The organism is Streptomyces lasiicapitis, from assembly GCF_014646335.1.
Lineage (GTDB): Bacteria > Actinomycetota > Actinomycetes > Streptomycetales > Streptomycetaceae > Streptomyces > Streptomyces lasiicapitis.
Genome location: NZ_BMNG01000013.1, coordinates 219,053 through 245,755, shown reverse-complemented (window position 1 = coordinate 245,755; position 26,703 = coordinate 219,053). Strand labels below are relative to the sequence as shown.

General features: G+C 72.2%; 22 protein-coding genes and 1 tRNA gene. 15 read left to right on the top strand and 8 right to left on the bottom strand.

The features are described from left to right. Positions 1–107 precede the first annotated feature (107 nt). The 3 genes from IEY91_RS28380 to IEY91_RS28370 all read left to right on the top strand — a co-directional run bounded on the left by IEY91_RS28380 (position 108) and on the right by IEY91_RS28370 (position 4,969). Entirely contained in the window at positions 108–2,465 is a 2,358-nt protein-coding gene (locus tag IEY91_RS28380; RefSeq protein WP_189176161.1) for a HelD family protein, read from the top strand. Positions 2,466–2,861: 396 nt separating this feature from the next. Beyond that, complete coding sequence (locus IEY91_RS28375; RefSeq protein ID WP_164324467.1) at positions 2,862–4,292, top strand: NAD-dependent malic enzyme; 1,431 nt, start codon at positions 2,862–2,864, stop codon at positions 4,290–4,292. 395 nt (positions 4,293–4,687) lie between these two features. Then, positions 4,688–4,969 carry an HU family DNA-binding protein gene (locus IEY91_RS28370; RefSeq protein ID WP_030680681.1) on the top strand — a complete coding sequence of 94 codons (282 nt, stop codon included), beginning with the start codon at positions 4,688–4,690 and terminating at the stop codon, positions 4,967–4,969. A gap of 151 nt (positions 4,970–5,120) precedes the next feature. On the opposite strand, the gene murA is transcribed toward IEY91_RS28370, so the two are convergent. Then, positions 5,121–6,464 (bottom strand): UDP-N-acetylglucosamine 1-carboxyvinyltransferase, encoded by a 1,344-nt coding sequence (gene murA / locus IEY91_RS28365; protein ID WP_164324469.1) that lies wholly within the window; start codon positions 6,462–6,464, stop codon positions 5,121–5,123. 253 nt (positions 6,465–6,717) lie between these two features. Here murA and IEY91_RS28360 point away from each other — a divergent pair, with 253 nt between their 5' ends. Then, a complete protein-coding gene (locus IEY91_RS28360; RefSeq protein WP_164324471.1) occupies positions 6,718–7,278 on the top strand; it encodes a YqgE/AlgH family protein in 561 nt (186 codons plus the stop codon). Between the two features lie 222 nt (positions 7,279–7,500). Here IEY91_RS28360 and IEY91_RS28355 read toward each other — a convergent pair whose 3' ends face one another. Further along, positions 7,501–8,385 carry a LysR family transcriptional regulator gene (locus IEY91_RS28355; protein ID WP_189176160.1) on the bottom strand — a complete coding sequence of 295 codons (885 nt, stop codon included), beginning with the start codon at positions 8,383–8,385 and terminating at the stop codon, positions 7,501–7,503. Between the two features lie 118 nt (positions 8,386–8,503). On the opposite strand from IEY91_RS28355, the gene IEY91_RS28350 reads away from it, so the two are divergent. The 7 genes from IEY91_RS28350 (at position 8,504) to IEY91_RS28320 (ending at position 19,648) form a co-directional block, all read left to right on the top strand. Beyond that, positions 8,504–9,721, top strand: a complete 1,218-nt coding sequence (locus IEY91_RS28350; protein ID WP_189176159.1) for an MFS transporter — start codon at positions 8,504–8,506, stop codon at positions 9,719–9,721. Beyond that, positions 9,708–10,007, top strand: coding sequence for a DUF3039 domain-containing protein (locus tag IEY91_RS28345; protein ID WP_164324477.1), 300 nt, complete (start codon positions 9,708–9,710; stop codon positions 10,005–10,007). The genes IEY91_RS28350 and IEY91_RS28345 overlap by 14 nt, the downstream gene beginning before the upstream one ends. A 137-nt stretch (positions 10,008–10,144) precedes the next feature. Then, complete coding sequence (locus tag IEY91_RS28340; RefSeq protein WP_189176158.1) at positions 10,145–11,770, top strand: beta-N-acetylhexosaminidase; 1,626 nt, start codon at positions 10,145–10,147, stop codon at positions 11,768–11,770. A gap of 297 nt (positions 11,771–12,067) precedes the next feature. Then, positions 12,068–12,970 carry an FAD binding domain-containing protein gene (locus IEY91_RS28335; RefSeq protein WP_164324481.1) on the top strand — a complete coding sequence of 301 codons (903 nt, stop codon included), beginning with the start codon at positions 12,068–12,070 and terminating at the stop codon, positions 12,968–12,970. Further along, positions 12,967–16,407 (top strand): 2Fe-2S iron-sulfur cluster-binding protein, encoded by a 3,441-nt coding sequence (locus IEY91_RS42000; protein ID WP_229697273.1) that lies wholly within the window; start codon positions 12,967–12,969, stop codon positions 16,405–16,407. Before IEY91_RS28335 ends, IEY91_RS42000 begins: the two co-directional genes overlap by 4 nt. Further along, complete coding sequence (locus IEY91_RS28325) at positions 16,404–18,701, top strand: xanthine dehydrogenase family protein molybdopterin-binding subunit (RefSeq protein ID WP_164324483.1); 2,298 nt, start codon at positions 16,404–16,406, stop codon at positions 18,699–18,701. Before IEY91_RS42000 ends, IEY91_RS28325 begins: the two co-directional genes overlap by 4 nt. A 401-nt stretch (positions 18,702–19,102) precedes the next feature. After that, positions 19,103–19,648: an AAA family ATPase gene (locus IEY91_RS28320; protein ID WP_189176157.1), complete on the top strand. Its 546-nt coding sequence runs from the start codon at positions 19,103–19,105 to the stop codon at positions 19,646–19,648. Positions 19,649–19,998: 350 nt separating this feature from the next. Here the strand turns inward: IEY91_RS28320 and IEY91_RS28315 are convergent, their stop codons facing one another. Then, on the bottom strand, positions 19,999–20,709 hold the full coding sequence (locus IEY91_RS28315; RefSeq protein WP_189176156.1) for a L,D-transpeptidase: 711 nt from the start codon (positions 20,707–20,709) through the stop codon (positions 19,999–20,001). Then, positions 20,699–21,286 carry a SigE family RNA polymerase sigma factor gene (locus IEY91_RS28310; RefSeq protein WP_164324487.1) on the bottom strand — a complete coding sequence of 196 codons (588 nt, stop codon included), beginning with the start codon at positions 21,284–21,286 and terminating at the stop codon, positions 20,699–20,701. The genes IEY91_RS28315 and IEY91_RS28310 overlap by 11 nt, the downstream gene beginning before the upstream one ends. Before the next feature lie 157 nt (positions 21,287–21,443). Between IEY91_RS28310 and IEY91_RS28305 the strand changes: the two genes are divergently transcribed. After that, positions 21,444–22,409 carry a L,D-transpeptidase gene (locus tag IEY91_RS28305; protein WP_189176155.1) on the top strand — a complete coding sequence of 322 codons (966 nt, stop codon included), beginning with the start codon at positions 21,444–21,446 and terminating at the stop codon, positions 22,407–22,409. A 141-nt stretch (positions 22,410–22,550) separates the two neighbouring features. On the opposite strand, the gene melC2 is transcribed toward IEY91_RS28305, so the two are convergent. The 3 genes from melC2 to IEY91_RS28290 all read right to left on the bottom strand — a co-directional run bounded on the left by melC2 (position 22,551) and on the right by IEY91_RS28290 (position 24,246). After that, positions 22,551–23,378 (bottom strand): tyrosinase MelC2, encoded by an 828-nt coding sequence (gene melC2, locus IEY91_RS28300; protein WP_189176154.1) that lies wholly within the window; start codon positions 23,376–23,378, stop codon positions 22,551–22,553. Between the two features lie 53 nt (positions 23,379–23,431). Next, the gene (gene melC1 / locus IEY91_RS28295) at positions 23,432–23,839 is read right to left on the bottom strand and encodes an apotyrosinase chaperone MelC1 (RefSeq protein ID WP_189176153.1); all 408 of its coding nucleotides are present in this window, start codon (positions 23,837–23,839) and stop codon (positions 23,432–23,434) included. Positions 23,840–24,171: 332 nt separating this feature from the next. Continuing rightward, positions 24,172–24,246 (bottom strand) — tRNA-Cys (locus IEY91_RS28290). A gap of 135 nt (positions 24,247–24,381) precedes the next feature. Between IEY91_RS28290 and IEY91_RS28285 the strand changes: the two genes are divergently transcribed. After that, on the top strand, positions 24,382–24,933 hold the full coding sequence (locus tag IEY91_RS28285; protein WP_164324493.1) for an isochorismatase family protein: 552 nt from the start codon (positions 24,382–24,384) through the stop codon (positions 24,931–24,933). Positions 24,934–24,959: 26 nt separating this feature from the next. Here IEY91_RS28285 and IEY91_RS28280 read toward each other — a convergent pair whose 3' ends face one another. Next, on the bottom strand, positions 24,960–25,370 hold the full coding sequence (locus tag IEY91_RS28280; RefSeq protein WP_189176152.1) for an ATP-binding protein: 411 nt from the start codon (positions 25,368–25,370) through the stop codon (positions 24,960–24,962). Between the two features lie 158 nt (positions 25,371–25,528). Between IEY91_RS28280 and IEY91_RS28275 the strand changes: the two genes are divergently transcribed. Both IEY91_RS28275 and IEY91_RS28270 read left to right on the top strand, forming a co-directional pair. Continuing rightward, positions 25,529–26,389 (top strand): helix-turn-helix domain-containing protein, encoded by an 861-nt coding sequence (locus tag IEY91_RS28275; protein ID WP_189176151.1) that lies wholly within the window; start codon positions 25,529–25,531, stop codon positions 26,387–26,389. Further along, positions 26,386–26,655 (top strand): DUF397 domain-containing protein, encoded by a 270-nt coding sequence (locus tag IEY91_RS28270; protein WP_189176150.1) that lies wholly within the window; start codon positions 26,386–26,388, stop codon positions 26,653–26,655. The genes IEY91_RS28275 and IEY91_RS28270 overlap by 4 nt, the downstream gene beginning before the upstream one ends. Positions 26,656–26,703: the final 48 nt, after the last annotated feature.

Sequence of the window (26,703 nt, the reverse complement as noted above, 5' to 3'; positions counted from 1 at the left end):
CGGTCATACGGCGGGCCGCGGCCCGACGACTGCACAAGCGGGGCCCCTTTCGCGTACGGTGGACGGCTGCTCAATACGGGCAGCAGCACGTCAGGAAAGGGGCCCCGGTGGCCGACGTACGCGAGCGCGAGATCAGCGTCGAACAGGAACACCTCGACCAGGTCTACCGCCGCCTCGAAGAGAAGATCCACGAGGCCGAGTTCCTGATGAACGACGCGGCCAAGCGCGGCCAGGTCGGCACGCCCGGCGCGCTCGCCGAGCGGGACGCGCAGGTCTTCCGCGCGGGTGTGCATCTCAACCGCCTCAACAACGAGTTCGAGGACTTCCTCTTCGGCCGAATCGATTTGCTGCTCGGCAAGGACGGCAAGAAGGGCCCGGACGGCGCCTACACGGCCGTCGAGCCGGCCGAGGGCGTGGTCCGCACCGAGGAGAGCGGCACCTACGCCGACATCGCCGAGACCCTGCACATCGGCCGCATCGGCGTCCTGGACGCCGACTACTCCCCGCTGGTCATCGACTGGCGCGCGCCCGCGGCCGCGCCCTTCTACCGCTCGACCCCGGTCGACCCGGGCCGGGTCGTGCGCCGCCGCGTCATCCGCTCCAAGGGCCGCAAGGTCCTCGGCGTCGAGGACGACCTGATGCGCCCGGAGCTGACGGCGTTCCTGGACGGCGAGGCACTGCCCGTCGTCGGCGACGGCGCCCTGATGGCCGCGCTCGGCCAGGCCCGCAGCCACTCCATGCGGGACATCGTGGCGTCGATCCAGGCCGAGCAGGACCTGGTGATCCGCGCGCCCGCCGCTTCGGTGACGTACGTGGAGGGCGGCCCCGGCACCGGCAAGACCGCCGTCGCCCTGCACCGCGCCGCGTACCTCCTCTACCAGGACCGGCGCCGGTACGCGGGCGGCATCCTCATCGTCTCCCCGACCCCGCTCCTGGTCGCCTACACGGAGGGCGTCCTGCCGTCCCTGGGCGAGGAGGGCCAGGTCGCGATCCGCGCGGTCGGCTCCCTGGTCGACGGCACCGAGGCCACGGTCTACGACAGCCCGGCAGTGGCTCGTGTCAAGGGGTCGTCGCGGATGCTGAAGGTGTTGCGGAGGGCTGCGCGGGGCGCGCTGGAACGGGACGGCGCAGTTCCCGCCGCGAGCGGCCGTCCCGCGGCGAACACGCAGCAACTGGCGTTCGGCGAGGAAGAGCCGGAAGCCGAGGCGGCGAAGGGCACCCCAACCCGCCTTCGCGTCGTCGCCTTCGGCCGCCGCCTGGAGCTCGACGCCGGCCAACTGGACCGCATCCGCCAGTCGGCCCTGGGCGGCACAGCCCCCGTCAACCTCCTGCGCCCCCGCGCCAGAAAGCTCCTCCTGGACGCCCTCTGGGACCAGTCCGGCTCGGCCGGGCGGCACGACGACCCCGAACTCGCCGCCGAACTCCGCTCGTCCTTCGACGACGACATCACCTCCGAGGACGACTTCATCGCCTTCCTCGACGCCTGGTGGCCCGAGCTGACCCCGCGCGGCGTCCTCTCCGCGATGGGCGACGAACGCAGCCTGAACCGCTGGTCGCGCCGCGTCCTGAACCCGGGCGAGGCCCGAAAGGTCGCCCGCTCCCTCAGACGTGACGCCCTGTCGGTCCACGACGTGGCCCTGCTCGACGAGCTCCAGGCGATCCTCGGCACCCCGCACCGCCCCCGCAAGAAGAAGGACCTCGACCCGCTCGACCTGCTCACCGGCCTGGACGAGCTGATGCCGCAGCGCGAGGAGTCCCAGCGCGAGCGCGCCGAACGCCTCGCGGCGGAACGTACCGAGTACGCGCACGTCATCGTCGACGAGGCGCAGGACCTCACCCCCATGCAGTGGCGCATGGTCGGCCGCCGCGGCCGGCACGCCACCTGGACGGTCGTCGGCGACCCGGCGCAGTCCTCGTGGTCGTCGCCGGACGAGGCGGCCGCGGCGCGCGACGAGGCGCTCGGCTCCCGCCCGCGCCGCCGCTTCACGCTCACCGTCAACTACCGCAATCCGGCCGAGATCGCCGACCTCGCCGCGAAGGTCCTGGCCCTGGCGATGCCGGGCGCCGAGTCCCCGTCGGCGGTCCGCTCCACGGGCATCGAGCCCCGCTTCGCCGTCGTACGCGGCGGAGACCTCGGCCGGTCCGTGCGCGACGAGGCGGCCCGGCTCCTGGAGCGGGTCGAGGGCACCGTCGGCGTCGTCGTGGCCATGAACCGCCGCGAGCAGGCGGCGCGCTGGCTCGCCGGTCTCGGGGAGCGCGTCGTGGCGCTCGGCAGCCTGGAGGCCAAGGGCCTGGAGTACGACGCCACGCTCGTCGTGTCGCCCGCCGAGATCGCCGACGAGTCCCCTGCGGGCCTGCGTGTTCTGTACGTGGCGCTGACCCGTGCCACGCAGCAGCTCACCGTCCTTTCGGGCGAACGCGACGAGCCGGACGGGGAGGGTGTGCCGGATCTGCTCCGCGAGTGAGCCCGGGTGATCCCGAGTGATCCCGGGTGAGCTGCCGTGGGGGAATTGCCTTACGGGGATCGTTTGTTACCGTTGATGTGGCACCGGCTCGATCCAAGCCCCCGGGCCCAACCTTCGTCGCTACGAGCGACCACTTGCCGCGAGGCGAGCATGGCGGGTCGGTGTCATGAACGTACGAGAGAGGTCCACGTCACCAGTGACGTGGACCTCTCTCTGTTTCTCCGGCACCCCTTCCCGCGATCCGCGACTTCTCGTATGGTGGAAGTCGATTTCCGAAAGCGCGGCAACGGGTCCGTGAACAAAACGTCCGCAATCCGGGGCGGCTACCACGTACTCAGTGGTAGGTGCGACGATCGGACGGCAACAGCTACAAGGTGAAAGCAGAGGAAGTCCGCCATGGCAACGGCGCCCAGCGTCTCCTACTCGATGACGGTCAGGCTGGAGGTGCCCGCGAGCGGAACCGCGGTCTCCCAGCTCACCACGGCCGTGGAGTCCTCCGGCGGCTCGGTCACCGGCCTCGACGTCACGGCGTCCGGCCACGAGAAGCTGCGCATCGACGTCACGATCGCGGCCACCTCCACCGCGCACGCCGACGAGATCGTCGAGGAACTCCGCGGCATCGAGGGCGTCACCCTCGGCAAGGTCTCCGACCGTACGTTCCTGATGCACCTCGGCGGCAAGATCGAGATGCAGTCGAAGCACCCCATCCGCAACCGCGACGACCTCTCCATGGTCTACACCCCGGGCGTCGCCCGCGTGTGCATGGCGATCGCCGAGAACCCCGAGGACGCGCGCCGCCTCACCATCAAGCGCAACACCGTTGCGGTCGTGACGGACGGCTCCGCGGTGCTCGGCCTCGGCAACATCGGCCCGATGGCCGCGATGCCGGTCATGGAGGGCAAGGCGGCCCTCTTCAAGCGCTTCGCCGACATCGACGCCTGGCCGATCTGCCTGGACACCCAGGACACCGACGCGATCGTCCAGATCGTCAAGGCGATCGCCCCCGGCTTCGCCGGCATCAACCTCGAGGACATCTCCGCGCCGCGCTGCTTCGAGATCGAGGCCCGCCTGCGCGAGGCCCTCGACATCCCCGTCTTCCACGACGACCAGCACGGCACCGCGATCGTCGTCCTCGCCGCCCTGACCAACGCGCTTCGCGTGGTGGGCAAGGGAATCGGGGACGTACGCGTCGTCATGTCCGGCGCCGGGGCGGCCGGCACGGCCATCCTCAAGCTGCTCATCGCGGCGGGCGTGAAGCACGCCGTCGTCGCCGACATCCACGGCGTCGTGCACGCGGGCCGCGAGGACCTGGTGGAGGCCGCGGCGGGCTCGCCGCTGCGCTGGATCGCCGACAACACCAACCCCGAGGGCGTCACCGGCACCCTCAAGGAGGCCGTCGTCGGCGCCGACGTGTTCATCGGCGTCTCGGCCCCGAACGTGCTCGGCGGGGACGACGTGGCGGCCATGGCGGACGACGCCATTGTGTTCGCGCTCGCGAACCCGGACCCGGAGGTCGACCCCGCAATCGCCCGCCAGACCGCGGCAGTTGTGGCCACCGGGCGCTCGGACTTCCCGAACCAGATCAACAACGTCCTGGTGTTCCCGGGAGTCTTCCGCGGCCTGCTCGACGCCCAGTCGCGCACGGTCAACACGGAGATGATGCTGGCCGCGGCCACGGCCCTGGCCGACGTGGTCAGCGAGGACGAGCTGAACCCGAACTACATCATCCCCAGCGTCTTCAACGACAAGGTCGCGGGCGCGGTCGCCGGAGCCGTACGGGGCGCCGCCAAGGCGGCCGGGGCGGCTGTGACAGGCGCCACGGCCTGACCACACGGCGCGTCGCGGAACGTGGCGCCCGTGACGGCCCTCTAGGGTGGCGGGACGCGGGCCTCAGGGCCCGCGCGGCCTTACCGGCCCCCGCCAGGGCCCGTGCAGGGCCCACCGGTCGGGCAGGCATGCGGTCCGGCACCGGGAGCGGACGGAGCGTCACCATTTCGAGGCACCCAGCCGAGAAAGGGCGCTTTTCGTGTGACTCCCAGGGGTGCCGGATTGGCTTTCCCGCCGCAGGTGGGGGCAGGATGCGTCTCTGGGCGCGAGGGTCCGACGACGGACCCGGGTCCGGGGGCCGCCTCAGGACCCTGGCAGCATCGGCTTCGCTGTGCCCGATATGCGGCTCCGCCGCGAGGCACGCCTCAACAGCAAGAAGAACACGGGAGTACAAAATGAACCGCAGTGAGCTGGTGGCCGCGCTGGCCGACCGCGCCGAGGTGACCCGCAAGGACGCCGACGCCGTGCTGGCCGCGTTCGCCGAGACCGTCGGCGAGATCGTTGCCAAGGGCGACGAGAAGGTCACCATCCCCGGCTTCCTGACCTTCGAGCGCACCCACCGTGCCGCTCGCACCGCCCGCAACCCGCAGACCGGCGAGCCGATCAACATCCCGGCCGGCTTCAGCGTCAAGGTTTCGGCTGGTTCCAAGCTGAAGGAAGCAGCTAAGGGCAAGTAGCCTTAAGCAGCGAGAAGGGCGGCCACCCCTGTGGGGTGGCCGCCCTCTTTGCGTGCCGCCGGAAAAGATGGCCTCAAACGCCGGCCGGGCTGGATCTTCCCGGCCGGGCTGGATCTTCCCGGCCGGGCTGGATCCGCCCGGCCGGGGGCGATCAGCTCAAGGCCGCCTTGCCCGGCAGTTCCACCTTCGCGCCGAGTTCCTGGAGCTTGTCCATGAAGTTCTCGTAGCCGCGGTTGATGAGGTCGATGCCGTGGACGCGGGACGTGCCCTGCGCCGCGAGGGCCGCGATGAGGTACGAGAAGCCGCCGCGCAGGTCGGGGATGACCAGGTCGGCGCCCTGGAGCTTGGTGGGGCCGCTCACGACCGCGGAGTGCAGGAAGTTGCGCTGGCCGAAGCGGCAGTCGGAGCCGCCCAGGCACTCGCGGTAGAGCTGGATGTGCGCGCCCATCTGGTTGAGCGCGGACGTGAAGCCGAGCCGCGACTCGTACACCGTCTCGTGGACGATGGACAGGCCCGTGGCCTGCGTCAGGGCGACGACCAGGGGCTGCTGCCAGTCGGTCTGGAAACCGGGGTGGACGTCGGTCTCCAGGGCGATCGACTTGAGCTGGCCGCCCGGGTGCCAGAAGCGGATGCCCTCGTCGTCGATCTCGAAGGCACCGCCCACCTTCCGGTAGGTGTTCAGGAACGTCATCATCGAGCGCTGCTGGGCGCCGCGGACGTAGATGTTGCCTTCGGTCGCGAGCGCCGCGGACGCCCAGGAGGCGGCCTCCAGGCGGTCCGAGAGGGCATGGTGGTTGTAGCCGCCGAGCTTGTCGACACCGGTGATCCGGATGGTCCGGTCGGTGTCCATGGCGATGATCGCGCCCATTTTCTGCAGTACGCAGATCAGGTCCTCGATCTCCGGCTCCACCGCGGCGTTGGACAGCTCCGTCACGCCCTCGGCGAGGACGGCCGTGAGCAGCACCTGCTCGGTGGCGCCCACGGACGGGTACGGCAGCCGGATCTTGGTGCCGCGCAGGCGCTGCGGCGCCTCCAGGTACTGGCCGTCGGCGCGCTTCTCGATGGTCGCGCCGAACTGGCGGAGCACCTCGAAGTGGAAGTCGATGGGCCGGCCGCCGATGTCGCAGCCGCCGAGGCCCGGGATGAAGGCGTGCCCGAGGCGGTGCAGGAGCGGCCCGCAGAACAGGATCGGGATGCGGGAGGAGCCCGCGTGCGCGTCGATGTCGGCGACGTTCGCGCTCTCCACGTGCGAGGGGTCGAGGACCAGCTCGCCCGGCTCCTCACCTGGACGGACCGTCACACCGTGCAGTTGCAGCAGGCCGCGTACGACCCGTACGTCGCGGATGTCTGGGACATTGCGCAGCCGGCTCGGAGCGCTTCCGAGCAGCGCGGCGACCATGGCCTTGGGCACGAGGTTCTTCGCGCCGCGGACACGGATCTCACCCTCGAGCGGGGTGCCGCCGTGGACAAGCAGGACATCGTCGGTGACGGTCATGAATCTCGCGTTCCGATGAGGTGGACGGGGGGACGAAAGGGTAAGCGTAATGGCCGCGTACCCCCCTTCTGTAAGCCCGAGGACGGCTCAAACGCGTCATGAGTCCGCTACAACACGAACCGTGCGGAACCGGACGCTCACGGTCACTGCGCCGACAGGGCGCCCCAGGCGCCCCGCTACCCCCTGAGCTGCGTTCCCCCGCGTCGGCCCATTGCCTCCCCGCGCGGGCCCAAGATGCGGGATCATGTCTGGCATGACCGAGGTGTCCTCGCTCACAGGGCGGCTGCTCGTGGCCACACCCGCCCTGTCGGACCCCAATTTCGACCGCGCGGTGGTGCTGCTCCTCGACCACGACGAGGAGGGCTCCCTCGGCGTCGTCCTCAACCGTCCGACGCCGGTGGACGTCGCGGACATCCTCGAAGGCTGGGGCGACCTCGCGGGCACCCCCGGCGTCGTCTTCCAGGGCGGCCCGGTCTCCCTCGACTCCGCGCTCGGGGTCGCCGTCATCCCCGGCGAGGAAGGTCCCCTCGGCTGGCGCCGCGTCCACGGCGCGATCGGTCTCGTCGACCTGGAGGCGCCCCCCGAGCTCCTCGCCTCCGCCCTCGGCAGCCTCCGCATCTTCGCCGGATACGCCGGCTGGGGGCCCGGCCAGCTGGAGGACGAGCTGGTGGAAGGCGCTTGGTACGTCGTCGAGTCCGAGCCGGGGGACGTGTCCTCGCCGGATCCGGAGCAGCTCTGGCGAGCGGTGTTGCGCCGTCAGCGCAGCGAGTTGGCCATGGTGGCCACGTATCCGGACGACCCGTCCCTGAACTGACGCGCCGTTCCTGGGGCTCCGCCCCAGACCCCGCTCCTCAAACGCCGGAGGGGCTATATCCCACCCACCCGCCCCAACTTGCACTACCGCACGCAGCCGGCACTCCCAGCCCGTCCGGCGTTTGAGGACGAGGCCGTTCAGGCCGACAGCGGGGGTCCAGGGGGCGGCAGCCCCCTGGTTACGGGAAGGGGTGGGATTGGGGAGCCCCCGGCAAGGCCCGCCCTACCCGACCCGCTCCCGCAAATACCGCTCAGCCAACGGATGCGCCCCCCGCGCCGGAACGGCCAACCGCACGGCGACCGGCGGCGCGTTCTTGACGCGTACGTAGCGCAGCCCCGGGTGCGAGTGCCTGCGGGCGACCGGCTCGGGGGCGACGCCGACCCCGTGCCCGGCAACCACCGCCTCCAGCCACTCGTCGAAGTTGTCAGCGGTACAGGCAAGCCGAGGCCGCCGCCCGGAGGGCCACAGCTCGGGCCGGGTGGTGCCGGTGACGGTGTTCACGACGAGGGGCACAGCCGCCAGCTCGGCCCAGTCGACGACCCGACGATGCGCCAGGTCGGCAGACCCCCGGGCGACAACGGCGACGCGCGGTTCGTACAGCAAGACGCGACTGCGAACAGCCGCACCCGGCGGAATCTCACCGCGTACGACAGCGACGTCGCACGCCCCTGACGCGAGCCCCGCCAACGGCTCGTCCCGCCGCACGAGCCGGACCCCCGCCCCGGTCGCGGCTTCGAAGGCGGCGTTGAGCGGGCCGCAGGCTTCGGGCAGCAGCGACGTGAACCCGAGTCGCAGCAGCGGCGGCCCGCCGCGGGCCGCGCACAGGGTCGAGTCGAGACGGGACACCAGCGGGGCCAACTCGTCGCGCAGGCGCCGCCCCGCGTCGGTGAGTTCGACGCTGCGGGTCGTGCGGTCGAGGAGCCGGGCGCCGAGGGCCTCCTCCAGGGCGCGCACGGTGCGCGTCAGCGCGGGCTGGCCGACGCGCAGGACGGCGGCGGCATGCGTGAAGCTCAGCTCGTCGGCGACGGCGAGGAAGGCACGCAGATGCCGCAGCTCGACTCCGTCGGGGCCTGCCTTGGGCTGAGGACTGGGGTGCGAGGCATCCATGCCTCCGGAGCATAAATCCACCTCCGCGAACATTTCCCCACCGAACCGGAGACTGCCTACGTTTCCGACTCGCGGCACGTGACCCGTGCCGCGGGACGAACGAAGGGAGCTGGGTGCGGTGCGGCGAATATGGCTGCTGATGCTGGGGGCCTTCACGTTGGGGCTCGACGCCTACGTGATGGCGGGGCTGCTGCCCGTGGTCGCGGACGACCTGGACACGACCGTGTCCCTCGCCGGCCAGATGGTCACGGTGTTCACGCTCGCGTACGCGGTGAGCGCGCCGCTCGTCGCGGGCCTCCTGGCAGGCGTACGCCCGCGCGTGCTTATCGTCGCCTCGCTCGCCGTCTTCACTCTCGGCAACGGCGCCACCGCGCTCGCACCGGGCCTCGCCGTACTGCTCCTCTCGCGTGTGGTGGCCGGGGTGGGTGCCGGGGTCTACTCGGCGCTGTCCACGGCCGCCGCCGCGTCCCTCGCCGGACCGGAGCGGCGCGGCCGTGCCCTCGCCCTCGTGATGGGCGGCATGAGCTCGGGCACGGTCCTCGGGGTGCCGCTCGGGGTGCTGCTCGCCGACCACACCTCGTGGCGGTCGACGATGTGGCTGGTCACCGGGCTCGGCGCGGTCGCGCTCGTGGGGCTCGCCGTCGGGCTTCCGCAGGTGCCCGCCGAGCCGCCGGTGCCGGTGCGGGCGCGGCTCGGGGCGCTCGCCGACCGGGCCGTCCTGCCGGTCGTCGGCGTCTCCTTCCTGGCGGCGGTGTCGAGCCTCGGGCTCTACACGTACCTCGCGCCTGTCCTTGAGGCCGCGGGCGGTGTGGGTGAGGGGGACGTGGCGCCGTACCTGTGGGCGTGGGGGATCGGCGGGGTGCTCGGCAGCGTGTTCGCGGGGCCGCTGGTGGACCGGTGGGGGCGGGTCCACGCGCTCGTCGCGGGCGTCATGGTGGCTCTGGTGGTGGCGGAGGTGGCCCTCGTGCCGCTCGGCGCGGCCGCCTTCCCCGCGCTAGTGGTCTGGGGCGCTGCGGGCTGGGCCCTGCAAGTGCCGCAGCAGCACCGGCTCCTTGCGCTGCACGCCGAACGCGGCACGGTCGCGCTCGCCCTGAACAACTCCGCGCTCTACCTCGGCAGCGCGGTCGGATCCGGCGCGGCCGGGCTCGCGCTTTCGGCCGGGCTCGGGGCGGAGCGGCTCCCCTGGGTGGCGGCCGGGGTGGCCGCTCTGGGGCTCGCGCTGCACGTGGTGGCGGCCCGTGCGCGGCGCACGGGCCCCACCCCCGGCGGCTCGGGCGGCGGGCGCTGCCAGGACGCGCCCGGCGTGAGTACCCTTGGCACCTATGAGCACTCTTGAGCCCGAGCCCGAGCGCGGGGCAGGTACGGGGACCCTCGTAGAGCCGACGCCACAGGTGTCGCACGGTGACGGCGACCACGAGCGCTACGCGCATTACGTCCAGAAGGACAAGATCATGGCGAGCGCCCTCGACGGTACGCCCGTCGTGGCGCTCTGCGGCAAGGTGTGGGTCCCCGGCCGCGACCCCAAGAAGTATCCCGTCTGTCCCATGTGCAAGGAGATCTACGAGTCCATGGGGGCGGGCGGCGACAAGGACAAGGGCGGCAAGGACGGCAACAAGAAGTAGCCACCTCCTGGTCGGCCGACCATGCCCAGGCCCTCAGTACGCACCGCACGTGTGCGTACTGAGGGCCTGCGCATGTGACCGTTGCATGCCCCGCAACGGCCCTTTTGCACCGCGCAATCGCGTGGCAGCCTCGCTCCATGACCTTTGAGCAACTGATCCCGGCGCCCGCACGCGCCGAGGCCCCCGGTGGCGACGGATTCAGACTTGACGCATCGACCACGCTCTGGGCAGGACCTGGTACGGAGTCCACCGAGCGCTGGCTGCGAGCCACGCTGGGTGGCGCGTTTCGGCTTCCGTTCGCGCCCGGGGCGGAAGGTGCGCCGGGCGGTGTTTCACTGCGCCTTGACGACGGGATGGAGCCGGAGGCGTACCGGCTGAGTGTCACAGGTGACGGTGTCGAGATCCGTGGTGGCGCGGCGGCCGGGGTGTTCTGGGGCGCGCAGACGCTGCGTCAGCTCCTCGGCCCGGACGCCTTCCGCAAGGCACCCGTCGCCCCCGGCCAGGAACGCACCGTGCCCCAGGGCGTCATCGAGGACGCCCCCCGCTTCCGCTGGCGCGGCATGATGCTCGACGTCGCGCGGCACTTCATGCCGAAGGACGGGGTCCTGCGCTATCTGGACCTGCTCGCCGCGCACAAGCTCAATGTCTTCCACTTCCATCTGACGGACGACCAGGGCTGGCGGGTGGAGATCAAGCGCTACCCGAGGCTCACGGAGGTCGGCGCCTGGCGGCCGCGTACCAAGTGGGGGCACCGCGCCTCGGAGTTGTGGGACGAGAAGCCGCACGGCGGTTACTACACGCAGGACGACATCCGCGAGATCGTCGCGTACGCGGAGGCCCTGCACATCACCGTCGTCCCGGAGATCGACGTCCCGGGGCACTCGCAGGCGGCCATCGCCGCGTATCCCGAGCTCGGAAACACCGATGTCGTCGACACGGCCGCCCTTTCGGTGTGGGACAGCTGGGGTGTCACACCGAATGTGCTCGCGCCGACGGACGGCACCCTCCGTTTCTACGAGGGGGTCTTTGAGGAATTGCTGGAGCTGTTCCCCTCGACCTTCATTCACGTCGGCGGCGACGAGTGCCCCAAGGAGCAGTGGAAGGACTCCGCCGCCGTGCAGGCCCGCATCGAGGAGCTGCGGGTCAGCAACGAGGACGAGTTGCAGAGCTGGTTCATCCAGCACTTCGACAAGTGGCTCTCCGCGCGCGGGCGTCGGCTCATCGGCTGGGACGAGATCCTGGAGGGCGGGCTTGCGGCGGGCGCGGCCGTGTCGTCCTGGCGCGGGTACGGCGGCGGGATCGCGGCGGCCCAGGCGGGCCACGACGTGGTGATGTGCCCCGAGCAGCACGTCTACCTGGACCACCGTCAGCACGGTGGTCCGGACGAGCCGGTGCCGATCGGCTTCGTACGCACCCTGGAGGACGTCTACCGCTTCGAGCCGGTACCGGCCGCCCTCTCCGCGGACGAGGCGAAGCACGTCCTGGGGACGCAGGCCAACGTGTGGACCGAAGTGATGGAGTACCAGGGAAGGGTGGACTACCAGGTCTTCCCGAGGCTCGCGGCGCTCGCCGAGGTCGCGTGGCGTGCGCTCCCGGCGCCCGCCGAGCGCGACTTCGACGATTTCGAACGGCGAATGACCGCCCACTACGCGCGACTTGACGCCCTCGGCGTCGACTACCGCCCGCCGGGTGGCCCGTTGCCGTGGCAGAAACGTCCCGGAGTGCTCGGACGCCCGATCGAGGGGGCGCCCCCAAACGTGTGAGGCGACGTCCGAGCGCGTGCTCCAGGCGGCTCGCGGTGCGACCGTGGGCCGCCAGGAGGAAGCCGTACAAGGATCACCGAAGGGTGGCAATTCCCGCTGACCGGCAAGGGCGTGCGAAAACGGCATATCCCCCAGGTCTGCGGACGAACGTCTCCTAGCGGACCCCCGCGCCGGGGCCCCGCGAAGATGTGCCAGAGTTGCCACGTCCGGGTTGTGAGCACGTACCGTACGGCGGAACAGGCGTAACGGTGAGAACGGCGAGCAAGCCGCCGGGCCATCGGGAAGGGGCAGCCGGTTTTGACCACGCACGCACCGCGGGCGGCGCAGGGGGCGCAGTCTGTGACGCTGCCTGCCACGCTCGACGAGGCCGTCGCGGCGCTCGCCGCCGTGCCCGCCGCCGTGCCCGTCGCGGGCGGCACGGACCTGATGGCGTCGGTCAACGCGGGCCAGCTCCGTCCCGCCGCCCTCGTCGGCCTCGGCCGCATCAGCGAGATCCGCGGCTGGCAGTACCAGGACGGGCACGGGCTGCTCGGCGCGGGCCTCACGCACGCGCGCATGGGGCGCCCCGACTTCGCCGCGCTCATCCCGGCGCTCGCCGCCGCCGCGCGCGCCGCCGGGCCGCCGCAGATCCGCAACGCGGGCACCCTCGGCGGCAACATCGCCTCGGCCGCGCCCACCGGTGACTCGCTGCCCGTACTCGCTGCGCTGGAAGCCGTGTTGATCATCGCGGGGCCCGGTGGCACCCGCCGTGAGATCCCGGTGTCGCACCTGCTCGCGGGCATGGAGATGCTGGCCCCCGGCGAGCTCATCGGCTTCGTACGCGTGCCGCTGCTGCACGCCCCCCAGGTCTTCCTCAAGGCGACCGGGCGCACGGGACCGGGGCGCGCCACCGCGTCGGTCGCCCTGGTGCTCGACCCGGCGCGCAGGGGAGTGCGGTGCGCCGTCGGCGCCATCGCGCCCATGCCGCTGCGGCCCCTTGAGGCCGAGCAGTGGGTGGCCGGTCTCATCGACTGGGACGGCGAGCGGGGGCTGGTGCCGGAGGCGCTGACCGCCTTCGGTGAGTACGTCGCCGCGGCGTGCGTGCCCGACCATCCGCCCGCCGAGGACGGCACCGCGCAGCCGCTGCCGCCCGCCGTACTGCATCTGCGGCGCACCGTCGCCGCGCTGGCCCGACGAGCACTGGGGAGGGCGCTGTCGTGACCGACGGTCAGAGGAACGGCGGCTGGCAGCCGCATCCGCAGGGGGAGTACGACGCGGACGCCACCGCGTTCGTGCAGCTCCCCGAGGGTGCGGCCGACGCCGTGAGCACACCGCTCGCCGCCCCCGGGCACGGCTATGTGCCGCCGCAGATAACGGTCGCGCCGACCGCGTCCGACGCCACCGACCCGGCGTCCACGGGTGTGTGGGTGCTGCCCCCCGAGATCACGGGCGTCATGCCCGCGTCCGGTGCGGGGCAGTCCGTGACGTGGCCGGAGCCCGGCACGGGCGCGGGTGCGCATCCGCAGCAGCAGCTTCCTGGCGAGGGCGCCCCCGACGCGTACGATCCGCGGGCCACGGGGCAGTGGACGTTCCCGGACGCGATGCCTGCGCAGGAGCAGGCGGGTGCCGGACACGGTCACGCTCCCGCCCCTGCCCCCGCTCCCCACGACGTGACCGGACAGTGGTCCATCCCTGTCGCAGATGGTGATCTCCCGGACGAATCGGGCGAGTTCACCACGTCGTCGCTCGCCGCGCAGTTGGGCGGCACCCCGCCCGCGACGCTGCCCGGCGGGGCGCCCGCGCCCTGGGCCACGTCCTGGCCGGCCCAGACCCCGCAGTCGCCCCAGGCGTCCCCGTTCCCGGAGGCGCCCCAGGCTCCGCAGTCGTTGGGGTATCCGGCGGGTCAGGCGCCCATGGGCCAGGCGCCCGTGCGGCACGGGCAGTCGGGCGCCCAGGAGGCCCCCGAGACCCCCTTCGAGCGGACGGCGAAGCTGTTCGTCGTGGGCCGGCGCCCGGATGGGTCGCTGGGTCCTGCGGGACAGGGGAACGGCGGGAACGCAGGGGACGTATCGGGTCAAACGGCCGACAGTTCGGGCGAGGTTGACGCGTCGGCTCCGGAGGGCTTGGCGCCCGGGACGGGTCCTGGTTCTGGGTACGTAGGGGACGCTGCGGGTGGGGCGACCCACGCGGGTGGGCCTGCGCACGGGCATGTGCCCGGGACGGACCACATCACGGGGGCGGACTTCGCACACGAGGTCCCCACGCACGCCGCGAACCAAGCACACGACGTGGACCCCGCGTTCGTGAACCTCGCACCGGGTGTGCAGGCCGCGCCCGCGCATCACGCGCCCGGGGCGGGCCATGCGGTGGACGCGGGCCATGCCCGTGACGCGGATGGTGTCTCCGAGGCGGACTTCGCCCCCGAGGGGGGCCACGGTCCGGAAGCGGGCTTCGCACCTGGGGTGAGCTCTGTGCCTGGGGCGGGCCATGCGCCCGGCTCGGGCCGCCGACCCGCGGCGGGTCGCGCGCGCGGGGCGGGTCGTCCTGGTGACGTGGACGGTATGTCCGAGGCGGGCCTTGCTCCTGGCGTGGACCATGTGTCCGAGGCGGACTTCGCTTCCGGCGTGGGTCATGTGCCTGGGGTGGACCAGGTTTCTGATGGGGGCCACGGTCCGCGAGAGGGGTTCGCCCCTGGGGCGGGCCGTGCATCCGGCTCGGGCCGACGGTCCGTAGCGGGTCGTGCCCGTGGGGCGGGTCGTCCTGGTGACGTGGATGGTGTGTCCGAGGCGGGCCTTGCTCCTGGCGTGGATCACGTGTCCGAGGCGGACTTCGCTTCCGGTGCGGGTCATGGGCCTGGGGTGGACCAGGTTTCTGATGGGGGCCACGGTCCGGGAGAGGGGTTCGCCCCTGGGGCGGGCCGTGCATCCGGCTCGGGCCGACGGTCCGTAGCGGGTCGTGCCCGTGGGGCGGGTCGTCCTGGTGACGTGGATGGTGTGTCCGAGGCGGGCCTTGCTCCTGGCGTGGATCACGTGTCCGAGGCGGACTTCGCCTCCGGCGTGGGGCACGGGCCCGGGGTGGACCAGGCCCCCGAGGGGGACCACGGTCCCGGAGCGGGCTTCGCCCCTGGGGCGGGCCACGCGCCCGGCTCGGGTCGTCCGTCCGCAGTCGGCCGTGCCCGTAGCGCGGGCCACCCCCACGACGCTGACGGCACGTCCGACGCAGGCTTCGCCCCCGGCGCGGGCCACGCGTCCGACGCGCACTTCGACCCCGACGGCGACCACGGCCCCAGCGCGGACCCCGCCTACGGGCCGAGCCACGCCGACCACCTCCGTGACGAGGACGGCGCCTTCGGGGCGGACCACGCTCCCCGGGCGGACCACCCCCGTCACGCCGAGGGCGCGCCCGAAACCGACCACGCCCTCGACGCGCACGACGTCCTCGACGCGGCCGAAGCCCCACTCGCCCCCGAGCCGGACGAAGCCTCCGAAGCGGACCTGGCCCTGCACGCGGGTCTCGCCCCGGACGCGGCTCTGGCCCCGCACACGGGTCTCGCCCCGGGCGTGGGCCCGGCCCCGCACGCCGACCTGGCCCCGGACGAGGACCTCGACCTCGCCCCGAACGCAGGCCACACCTCCCACGCGGACACCGCCTCCGACGCGGCCTTCGCCCCCGGTGCCGCCCCCGGCCCCGGCGCTGCCCCCGGCCTCAGCGCCCCCCGCGCCGCCACCCCCGGCACCACTCCCACCGGCGACGCCCCCCGCACCGGACACGGCCCCCACGGCCCCAACCCGGTCGCCCCCGGCGCCCAAGCAGAACAAGCCCACGCCGAGGCAGACGCCACCCCCGACGCCGAAGCCGACACCGACCTCGAAACCGGCCCCGAGACCGGCCCCGAAGCCAGCCTCGAAACCGACCCCGAGACCGACGTCGACCTCGCAGCCACCCCCAATCCCGACCCCACACACCCGACCAAGGCTCCGGAGCCAGCCCCCGTCCCGCAGGACGAGCACCCCCTCGTCTCCTACGTCCTCCGTGTCAACGGCGCCGACCGGCCCGTCACCGATGCCTGGATCGGGGAGTCCCTGCTGTACGTGCTGCGTGAGCGGCTCGGGCTCGCCGGGGCCAAGGACGGGTGTTCGCAGGGCGAGTGCGGGGCCTGCAACGTGCAGGTGGACGGGCGGCTCGTCGCGTCGTGCCTGGTGCCCGCGGCCACCGCGGCGGGCAGCGAGGTGCGTACCGTCGAAGGCCTCGCCGTCGACGGCCGCCCCTCGGACGTGCAGCGCGCGCTGGCCAACTGCGGCGCCGTGCAGTGCGGCTTCTGCGTACCGGGCATGGCGATGACCCTGCACGACCTGCTCGAAGGCAACCCCGCCCCCAGCGACCTGGAGACCCGCCGCGCGCTCTGCGGCAACCTGTGCCGCTGCTCCGGCTACCGGGGCGTACTCGACGCGGTCCGCGACGTCGTCGCCGAGCGCGAGGCGAAGGGCGCCGCGAGCGAGCAGGAGCAGCGGGAACAGCAGCAACAACAGCAACAGCAACAGCAACAACAGCAGGAGCAGCACGGGCAAGGCGGGCCCGGTCGCAACGGCGCCGCCCCCGGCGCCCCGCGCGTGCCGCATCAAGCGGGCCCCTACGGCCAGGACGGAGGCCAGGCGTGAGCAACGAGACCGTCGCCGCGCCCGCGCCGGGCGCGGAGCAACTGCCGCACGGCATCGGCTCCTCGCTGCCGTCGGGGGAGATCAGGGCCAAGACCGAGGGCACGTTCCCGTACGCCGCCGACCTGTGGGCCGAAGGCCTGCTGTGGGCGGCCGTGCTTCGCTCCCCGCACGCGCACGCCCGCATCGTGACCATCGACATCACGCAGGCGCAGGAGATGCCGGGCGTACGCGCGGTCGTCACGTACGAAGACGTGCCGGGCGAGCCGAACCACGGCCGCAAGACCCCCGACCGCCCGCTGTTCGCCTCCGATGTCGTACGCCACCACGGCGAGGCCATCGCCGCGGTCGCCGCCGATCACCCGGACACGGCCCGGATGGCCGCCGCCGCGATCGTCGTCGAGTACGAACTGCTCGACCCGGTGACCGACCCCGAGCAGTCCTTCGAGGCCGCCCCGCTGCACCCCGACGGCAACCTCATCCGCCACATCCCGCTGCGCCACGGCGACCCGGAGGCGGCCGGCGAGGTCGTCGTCGAGGGGCTCTATCGGATCGGACGCCAGGACCCGGCGCCCATCGGCGCGGAGGCCGGGCTCGCGGTGCCGCGTCCGGACGGCGGCGTCGAGCTGTACATCGCCTCCACCGACCCGCACGGCGACCGCGACATGGCCGCCGCCTGCTACGGCCTCGCCCCCGAGCGCGTGAAGGTCGTCGTCACCGGCGTCCCCGGCGCCAGCGGCGACCGCGAGGACGCCAGTTTCCACCTGCCGCTCGGCCTGCTCGCCCTGCGCACGGGCTGCCCGGTCAAGCTCACCGCGACCCGCGAGGAGTCCTTCCTCGGCCACGCGCACCGCCACCCGACGCTCCTTCGCTACCGCCACCACGCGGACGCGGAAGGGCAGTTGGTGAAGGTGGAGGCGCAGATCCTGCTCGACGCGGGCGCGTACGCGGACACCTCCGCGGACGCCCTGGCCGCCGCGGTCTCCTTCGCCTGCGGTCCCTACGTCGTCCCGCACGCCTTCATCGAGGGCTGGGCGGTCCGCACGAACAACCCGCCGTCCGGCCACGTACGCGGCGAGGGCGCCCTCCAGGTCTGCGCCGCCTACGAGGCGCAGATGGACAAGCTCGCGAAGAAACTGGGCGTCGACCCGGCCGACCTGCGGCTGCGCAACGCGATGGCGACCGGCGACATCCTGCCGACCGGACAGACGGTGACGTGCCCGGCCCCGGTGGCCGAACTCCTCGCCGCCGTACAGGACTTCCCGCTGCCCGACCTGCCCAAGGACACCCCGCAGGAGGACTGGCTGCTGCCCGGCGGCCCCGAGGGCGCGGGCGAACCGGCCGCCGTGCGACGCGGCGTCGGCTACGGCCTCGGCATGGTCCAACTCCTCGGCGCCGAGGGCGCGGACGAGGTCTCCACGGCCACGGTGAAGGTCCACGACGGCATCGCCACGGTCATCTGCGCGGCCGTCGAGACGGGCCAGGGCTTCACGACCCTCGCCCGGCAGATCGTCCAGGAGACGCTCGGCATCGACGAGGTCCGCGTGGCTCCGGTGGACACCGATCAGCCCCCGGCCGGGCCGAGTTGCCACGGCCGCCACACCTGGGTGTCCGGCGGGGCGGTCGAGCGCGCCGCGAAGATGGTGCGTACGCAGCTCCTGCAGCCCCTGGCGCACAAGTTCGGCATGTCGACCGAGCTGCTCCAGATCGCCGACGGCAAGATCACCTCGTACGACGGAGTGCTCTCCACCACCGTCGAGGAGGCGATGGACGGCAAGGAGCTGTGGGCCACGGCGCAGTGCCGCCCGCACCCCACCGAGCCGCTCGACGCCGACGGGCAGGGCGACGCCTTCGTGGGCATGGCCTTCTGCGCGGTCCGCGCCGTCGTCGACGTGGACATCGAGATCGGCTCCGTACGCGTCGTGGAGATCGCCGTCGCCCAGGACGTCGGCCGCATCCTCAACCCCGCGCAGTTGCGGGTCCGCATCGAGGCGGGCGTCACCCAGGGCGTCGGCGCGGCGCTCACCGAGAACCTGCGCACCCCGCGCGGCCTCGTCCGCCACCCCGACCTGACGGGCTACGCGCTGCCCACCGCCCTGGACGCCCCCGAGATCCGCATCGTGAAACTCGTCGAGGAGCGCGACGTGGTCGCCCCCTTCGGCGCGAAGGCCGCGAGCGCGGTGCCGGTGGTGACGTCCCCGGCGGCGATCGCGTCCGCCGTGCGGGCCGCCACGGGGCGGCCCGTGAACCGGCTGCCGATCAGGCCGCAGGCGGCGGTGGGGGCGGAGCTGGCGTAGCCGGGGCCATTTTGGCCTGTCCGGTGCTGGCGAGCTATCGACCTGTCCGGTGCCGGTGAGCTCTCAGCCCGTCTGCGCCGCCGCTCCCCGTCTGGGGCTTCGCCCCTCTCCCCCTTGTCGCCGCTCCGCGGCTCGTCCTCAAACGCCGGACGGGCTTTCTCCCCACCCACCCGCCCTTACAGCTCGCGGCGCGTCGCTGCCCCCCTTGCCGGTGCGGCTGGTGTTTTAGCCCGTCCGGCGTTTGAGGACGAGGCCGTTCAGGCCGATAGCGGGGTCCAGGGGCGGCAGCCCCTGGTTACGGGAAAGGGGCGGGCCTGGGGCGCCCCGCGCGGGACCCGGCGGTACCCAGAGCCCCGGAAAAAGAGAGGAACCCTCGGCCACGCCGAGGTAACTTCGCGCGTGTGAACGCTGCCACCACCCCCGCAGGGGTCATCGTCATCACCGGCATCATGGCCGCCGGCAAGTCCACCGTCGCCCAGGCCCTCGCCGAACGGCTGCCCCGCGCCGCGCATGTGCGGGGCGACGTCTTCCGGCGCATGATCGTCTCCGGCCGCCAGGAGTACGAGCCCGGGGCGGGCGGCGAGGCGGAGGCCCAACTCCGGCTCCGCTACGGCCTGTCGGCGGCCACGGCGGACGCGTACGCCGCCGCGGGATTCACCGCGATCGTCCAGGACGTCATCCTCGGCGAGGAGCTGAAGGACTACGTCGAGCTGGTACGGGCCCGTCCCCTGCACGTCGTCGTGCTCGCGCCGCGCCCCGCCGCGGTGGCCGCGCGCGAGGCCGCCCGCGGCAAGACCGGCTACGGCGAGTGGACGGTCGAGGCCCTGGACGAAGGACTGCGCGCCACCACGCCACGTATCGGACTGTGGCTGGACAGCTCGGAGTTGACGGTGGATCAGACGGTGGACGCGATTCTGGCGCGGCTCGGCGAGGCGGCGGTGGTCTGAGAGTGGAATGTCACCGACCGGTGCCCATACGGTCGCGATGACGCCTCAGGCATGTCATCCCCCCATAAATCCCTTTTGACGGGCGCGAGTTGCAAGGCACCATCGGAAGTGTCCCGAGCAATTACGTGACAACTACGGGGGAAATCATGGGGGATGACGGTGACACGGGCTGGGGCTGACCCCGGCGTGTCGAACGTGAAGCGGGGCCTTGCGAACTGAGGCGCCGACAGGGGCGGTCCCGGACGGGGCCGCCCCTTTTTCGCGCGTTTTCCGTGCCTCTCCGTGCCTCTCCGTGCCTCTCCGTGCCTCTCCGTGCCTCTCCGCGCCTCGGAGACACCAGACGGGGAACGTCAGTTCGCAGCGCCGGGCGCCTTGCCCTCGATCGTCACCACGGAGCCCGAACTGACCTGTGTGTACAGCCACTTGGCGTCGGACGTGCGCAGGCCGAGTACGCCTCGGGTCACGTCGGACTTGCCGGGGGCTTGTTCGTTGTACGTGAGGGCGACGGCGTAGTTGGTGCGGCCCGTGGTGTCGCGCAGCTCGACGACCCAGGGGAGCGAGACGTCGTACTCGTCGCCGAGGCCGGCCGTCCCACCGGTGAGCCTCTTGGTGCGGTGCTTGGCGACGACGGTCATGCGACCGGGCTTCGTGGGGTGGGCGGCGGTGCCGGAGGAGAGGGGCAGGGTGCGGCCGCGTACGGTCAGCGTGCGCCGGGTGAGGTCGACGGTGACGGCGGGGGCGGTGGAGGCCGACTCGGTGGGTGCGGCGGGTTGGGCCGGGCGGGGGGCGGAGTCGTCGCCGAGGCCTGTGACCAGGCCGAACACCAGGGCCGCGGTCGCGATGGCGGCGCCGCCCGCGATGGTCGCGCGCCGGCGTCGGCCGCGGGTCACGGCGCGGCGGCGCACCTGGGCGCCGGGGCCGGGGGCCGGGGCGCGGCCGCTGTCGGCGAGGCCGCGCAGGGCGGCGGAGAGCGCGTCGGGCTCGGCGGGACGGGGTGTCGGGGGCTGGTCACCGGGCAGCGGGGGCTGAGCACCGCGCATCGGGGGTCGTTCATCGGGCATGAGGGTCGCCCTCCTTCCCGCCGAGTACGTCACTGGCGAGTGCCTTGCCGTCGATCACGTCGATCACGTCGATTGCGTCGGCCACGTCGTCGCCCCTCGCGTCTTCGCTCGCGGAAAGGTGCTTGGCCAGCGCGGCCCGTCCCCGGGAGAGCCGGGCCTTGACGGTGCCGGTCGGGGCGCCGGTCTCGGCGGCCACCTGCTCGACGCTGAGGTCGCACAGGTGGTGCAGCACGATCGCGTGCCGCTGCGCGTCCGGCAGTTGCCGCAGCGCCTGGACCAGGGCGACGTGCTCGGGCCCCGGCCCCGGCGCGTGCTCGCGCGGTGCGTCGCGGCGTACGAGTTCGAGCCAGCGGCGGGCGCGGCGCCAGTGGCTCACCGCGAGCCGCATGGCCACCGTGCGGATCCAGGCCTCCGGGACCGCGACGGCACCGAACTCGCGGCGCCGGTCCCAGGCCCGTACGAACGCCTCCTGGACGACGTCCTGCGCCTGCCCGTGGTCGCCGGTCAGCGCGTAGACCTGGCCGACGACGCGGGGGAACGCCGAGGCGTAGAACGCGTCGAACTCGTCCTCCGTCATGCCACCCGCACCCCCCGCCCCACATCCCCGGAAATTTCCCGTACGCAGCATGCAACCCGGCGGTCTCCGCCGTGCGTATGGGTGGCGTACATGGAAGCACACCGGCGGGGGCCGGTCTGCGGCCGCGAGAACGCAGGAACATCACAGGGGGAGCCCGATGACCAGGAAGACCAGGCGCGCCGGAACGCGTCACGCCGTACGCGGGGCGGTGGCCGCGGCGCTGTGCGCGGCCGTACTCGTGGGCTGCGGGGGCGGTTCGGAAGAGGGCGGGCGGGGGCCGTCGGCCGAGTCCGAGGACCGCAAGCCTGTCGACGCGGGCACGCCCACGCCCCGCGCGAAGCCGGTCGTGGAACCGGCCGCGCTGCGCGGGGGCGGCGTACGGGTCAACGTCCACGACGGGCAGCGGGTGGGCGTGGGCATGCCGGTGTCGGTGACGTTCGCCCGCCCGGTCCCGGCGGCCCAACGCGCGGCGGTGGAACGCAGATTGACGGTCCGCACCACCACGCCGAACACCACCCCCGGCTCCTGGAGCTGGGTGAAGGACCGCAACCTGCACGACGGCCGGCGCGTCGACTACCGCCCCAAGACGTACTGGAAGCCCGGCAGCGAGGTCACCGTCCGCGTGGGCTCCGGAACCGTACGCCGCTTCACGGTGGCCCGCTCCCTGGTCGCCACCGTCGACGTACGCACCCACACGATGACGGTCGTCAAGGACGGCGCGACCCGGCGCGTGCCGGTCACCGCGGGGGCGCCCGGCATGGACACCTGGAACGGCACGATGGTCGTCTCCGACAAGCAGCGCCGCGTCCGCATGGACTCGCGAACGGTCGGCTACGGGGACGCGTACAACGACGACTACAACTACGCCGTCCACCTCACCACGTCCGGCACCTACCTCCACGAGAACCCGAAGGCCAACACCTACGCGGGCACGCAGAACGTCACCCACGGCTGCATAGGCCTCGCCACGGACGGCACGGCCCGCCGCTTCTTCGAGGAGGTCATCCCCGGCGACGTGGTCCGCGTGACCGGCTCGAAGGAAACGGTGGCGCCCGGGAACGGGTACGGGGACTGGAATGTGCCGTGGGAGGAGTGGAGGGCGGGCAGCGCGCTGCGGAAGTGACCGGGGGCGACGCCCGCTCCGCTCGGGCGTGGGCGCCGCAACGGGGCTTCCCTGCCGCACCCCGCCGGGCGGCCTGGCAGCACGCGCACCGGCTGCCTGGGACTGCGGCCCCCCGGGAGCCCTCAGCGCCCCTGAAGGCTCCTACGCCGCCGTGTCGTACGTGTAGTAGCGGGTGTGGTCGAGCATGTCGGCCGGGGTGACGTTGCCCCAGGGGCGCATCGTGTCGTTCAGGTCGACCACGTCTCGGGTGTTGGAGGTGGGGAGGTAGGGGGAGTTGGGGTGGCGGGACTGCCACTGGGTCCAGAGTCTGTCCACGTAGGCGTGGTGGAGCCAGAAGACCGGGTCGTTGGGGGAGGCGCCGGTGGCCATGTGGCCGCCGACCCAGACGTGGACGCGGTTGTGGAGGTTGACGCCGCGCCAGCCTTCGAGGTGGTTGCGGAAGCCGTCGGAGGCGCTGTTCCACGGCGGCATGTCGTACGTGGACATGGCGAGGACCGAGTCGACCTCGGCCTTGGTGGGGAGTTGGCGCACGCCCGCGCCGAGGCTGCGGCGCAGGAAGTCGCGGCCGTCGACGCGTACGTTGATGCGCCAGCCGTTGCCGGAGGAAGCGAACGCGCCGTCGGTGACCTGGCTGTCGCGGCTGCGCCCGGTGCCGCCGAGGAAGTCGGGGGCCCACAGGGACGCGGCCGGGGTGCGGTCGGTGGTCCAGTCCCAGTAGGGGAGGGCCACTGAGGGGTCGACGGACTGGAGCGCCTCCTCGAACTGTATGAGGAAGCGGCGGTGCCAGGGCAGGAAGGACGGCGAGCGGTGGCCCACGCGGTCGCCGTTGTCGGTGTCGCTCATGATGAAGTCGTTGTGCGTGCTGACGAATGCGTCGTAGCGCCCGTCGCGCTTGAGGGCGAGCAGCGCGTTCACGAAGCGCCGTTTCTCGTCTGCGGTGAGCTGGGACTGGTTCTTGCGTACGGTCATGGCGGTGCTGCTCCGGGTCAGGGTGAGGGTCAGGGTCGGGGTTGGGGTCGGGATCAGACGGCGGGTGGGGGCAGGGGGACGAGGGTGGCGCCTTGCAGCTCGACCACCGCCGCGCGGGCCAGGGCCCGCGGGGTCGCCCGCGGCTCGTAGTGGTTGATGACGCTGATCCACGTGCCGTCGGCGTTGCGCATGATGTGCAGTTCGTCGCCGTCGATGCGTACGGAGTAGCCGGCGCCGTGGCCGCCCCCGTGGCCTGCGTGGTGGCCGCCGTCGTGGGACGGCGCGCCCTGGATGCGGCGGCCCAGGTACACCTCGTCGAACGAGTCGGGCTCGGCGCCCGCGTGGGCCTGGTCGTGCGGCTCGGCGCCCATCGCCGAAGCGCGGGCCGCGCCGACGGCGGCGAGACCGGCGGCGGCGCTCGCGGCGGCGCCGATGGCCTGACGGCGGGTGATTCCGGACATGCGTAAAACCCCCAAGTGAGCGTGGTGAAGGGGCGGTTCCGGTGGTCGGCCGGAGTGCCCAGGCCATGCGTACAGGGAGGTCGGTGCGGCGCCGAAATCGGCGGGAAGAAGCGCCCCTTATTACGGACAACTGCGGGTAAAATGTGCAGAGTTGGACGAACGTAATTCTGCTGCCGATACGTCCTGGCGGCACGCAGACCGCAAATCCTGCGCCTTAGGTGAGGATAGCGTGAAAGATCTTCACGGATGCTCCATGAGGAGTGCGCCGGGTCACAGGGGAAAGCTGGCCAGAAGGCGCCCCGTGGAGTCCCACGGGGCGCCGGCTCACTGCGTGGAGGCCGTGACCGGAATTGAACCGGTGTGCTTCGCTTTGCAGGCGAATCCCTAAGCCACTCGGGCACACGGCCACGTCGTAGGCTCCCGCCGTACGTGACACAACGACCGTAGGCAGCGCGGCCCGCACCGCTCAAGCGTCGGGGCGGTGCTGCAACGCGACTGCCATGCGGCGTTCATGAAACCCACGGTTCCCACTGGAGAGGCCCATGACGACCCTGCCCGACCGCCCCCGCACCGCCGTCCTCGTCATCGACATGCAGAACGGCGTGGTCGCCGAGGCGCACGAGCGCGACGCCGTCATCGCGAACATAGCCACCGTCGTCGACAAGGCCCGCGCGGCCGACGTACCCGTCATCTGGATCCAGCACTCCGACGACGAGCTCCCGCACGGCGCCGAGAGCTGGGCCTACGTCCCCGAACTCGTCCGCCGCGAGACCGAACCCCTCGTCCACAAGCACTACGGCGACTCCTTCGAAGCCACCGACCTGGAGTCCGTACTCGCCGAACACGCCGTCGGCCACCTCGTCGTCACCGGCGCCCAGACCGACGCGTGCATCCGCTCCACCCTTCACGGCGCCTTCACTCGCGGCTACGACGCCACGCTCGTCGCCGACGCGCACACCACGGAGGACCTGAGCGGGTACGGCGCCCCGACCCCCGACCTGGTCATCGCGCACACCAACCTGTACTGGCACCGGCAGGAAGCGCCCGGTCGGCGCGGGGGTACGGTGCGGACGCCCGACGTGACGTTCGCCTGAGCCGTCGCGGCTCGCGGCTGCTCGGCTCAGCCGTCGATCTCCGCCCACACCGTCTTGCACGGGGCCGGTCCCACCTCCGTGCCCCAGCGCGTCGCGAGGGCCTCGACCAGGAGCAGGCCCCGGCCCGACTCTGCGTCGGGGCCCGCGTGCCGCGCCTTGGGCAGTTCGTCGCCCCGCGTGTCGGTCACCTCCACGCGGAGCGTGGCCCCGGTCACCGTCAGCGTGAGCCGGAAGTTCCGGCCCGGCGTCCGGCCGTGCAGCGCGGCGTTGTTCGCCAGCTCGGCGACGAGTTGCTCCGCGTGGGTGAACTGGCTGCGCCACTCTGCGAGTTGGGCCACCGTCAGGCGGCGGGCCAGGCGTGCGCCTCTGCGGGTCGAGGACAGCAGGATCGTGAACTGGCGTACGGGGGTGGGGGCGTGGCTGAGTTTTTGGTTCACGTCACTCAGCGTGGTGGCGTGGGTGTGCCGTGCACAGTGCGACTGGCTGTGCGTATGCCGTTTGTCTGGTGCTTGTCCTGCCTTGTCTTGGCTGTCCGGCGTGACATTTGGGTACGGGTGCGCGTTGAGCTTGGACGGTACGTCGGAGGTGGGCGCGCATGAGCGAACGTACAGATGACATGGCGGATGAGCCTGGCTGGGACGTCGACCCGGAGGATGAGATCGCCTCGGTGGTCGAGGCGTTGGGGCGGCAGCAGAAGCTGTGGCGCGAGGCGGCCGGGCTGCGGGTGGTCGACTTCGCGGAGACCGTCGGATACGGCGAGGACTTGGTCCGGAAGGTGGAGCGCGGGGCGCGCATTCCACGGCCGGAGTACCTGGAGCGTGCCGACGAGGTCCTTGGGGCCAACGGGTTCATCTTGGCGATGAAGGAGGAGATGGCCAAGGCCCGGTACCCCAAGAAGGTACGGGAGTTGGCGAAGCTGGAGGCGCGGGCGGTCGAGATCGCGGCGTACGGCAACCACAACCTCCATGGCCTGCTGCAGACGAAGGAGTACGCGCGGGCACTGTTCGGCTTGCAGCGGCCTGCGTACTCGCTGGACCAGGTGGAGCGTGGCTTGGCGGCACGTATGGCCCGACAGACGGTCTTCGAGCGGTCACCGGCACCGGATTTCAGCTTCGTTCAGGAGGAGGTGACTTTGCGACGGCCCATCGGGGGAAGAATGGTCCTGCGCCAGCAGCTCGAACGTCTGCTGGAAATCGGTCAGTTGCCGAACGTGACGCTCCAGGTGATGCCGACCGACAGCGAAGGGCATGCCGGAATCGAAGGCGGACGGATTCAGTTGCTGAAGTTCGGGGACGGAACGGCGGTGGGGCGCTCCGAAGGCGAGTTCAACGGCCGCCCGGTCTCCGACCCAAGGCAGCTCCGAATCCTTGAGCTGCGGTATGGCATGATCCGGGCGCAGGCTCTCAGGCCACGGGAGTCGTTGGCCTTCATCGAGAGAGTGCGGGGAGAGACATGACCCAAAAGCCCTCTGCCGGGGACGGTTATGAGCTCAACTGGTTCAAGAGCAGCTACAGCGACAGCAGCAACATCAACGACTGCGTCGAGGTCGCGCTGGAGTGGCGCAAGAGCAGCTACAGCGACAGCAGCAACCCAAGCGACTGCGTCGAGGTCGCCGTAGACCTCCGCAGCATCCACATCCGCGACTCCAAGAACCCCGCCGGCCCCCGACTCGCCCTCCCCCCAACTGCCTGGGTCGACTTCATCGCATACGCAACTGAGTAGAGCCCTGAGTAGCCGTACTCAGGGAACACCGGTTCGACCCCGCAAAGC

Bases quoted from the DNA above. Each gene is read 5' to 3' on its own strand.
- IEY91_RS28375 (WP_164324467.1), top strand. From the start codon at position 2,862: ATGGCAACGGCGCCCAGCGTCTCCTACTCGATGACGGTCAGGCTGGAG.
- IEY91_RS28370 (WP_030680681.1), top strand. From the start codon at position 4,688: ATGAACCGCAGTGAGCTGGTGGCCGCGCTGGCCGACCGCGCCGAGGTG.
- murA (WP_164324469.1), bottom strand. From the start codon at position 6,464: ATGACCGTCACCGACGATGTCCTGCTTGTCCACGGCGGCACCCCGCTC.
- IEY91_RS28360 (WP_164324471.1), top strand. From the start codon at position 6,718: ATGACCGAGGTGTCCTCGCTCACAGGGCGGCTGCTCGTGGCCACACCC.
- IEY91_RS28355 (WP_189176160.1), bottom strand. From the start codon at position 8,385: ATGGATGCCTCGCACCCCAGTCCTCAGCCCAAGGCAGGCCCCGACGGA.
- IEY91_RS28345 (WP_164324477.1), top strand. From the start codon at position 9,708: ATGAGCACTCTTGAGCCCGAGCCCGAGCGCGGGGCAGGTACGGGGACC.
- IEY91_RS28340 (WP_189176158.1), top strand. From the start codon at position 10,145: ATGACCTTTGAGCAACTGATCCCGGCGCCCGCACGCGCCGAGGCCCCC.
- IEY91_RS28315 (WP_189176156.1), bottom strand. From the start codon at position 20,709: ATGCCCGATGAACGACCCCCGATGCGCGGTGCTCAGCCCCCGCTGCCC.
- IEY91_RS28310 (WP_164324487.1), bottom strand. From the start codon at position 21,286: ATGACGGAGGACGAGTTCGACGCGTTCTACGCCTCGGCGTTCCCCCGC.
- IEY91_RS28305 (WP_189176155.1), top strand. From the start codon at position 21,444: ATGACCAGGAAGACCAGGCGCGCCGGAACGCGTCACGCCGTACGCGGG.
- melC2 (WP_189176154.1), bottom strand. From the start codon at position 23,378: ATGACCGTACGCAAGAACCAGTCCCAGCTCACCGCAGACGAGAAACGG.
- melC1 (WP_189176153.1), bottom strand. From the start codon at position 23,839: ATGTCCGGAATCACCCGCCGTCAGGCCATCGGCGCCGCCGCGAGCGCC.
- IEY91_RS28285 (WP_164324493.1), top strand. From the start codon at position 24,382: ATGACGACCCTGCCCGACCGCCCCCGCACCGCCGTCCTCGTCATCGAC.
- IEY91_RS28275 (WP_189176151.1), top strand. From the start codon at position 25,529: ATGAGCGAACGTACAGATGACATGGCGGATGAGCCTGGCTGGGACGTC.
- IEY91_RS28270 (WP_189176150.1), top strand. From the start codon at position 26,386: ATGACCCAAAAGCCCTCTGCCGGGGACGGTTATGAGCTCAACTGGTTC.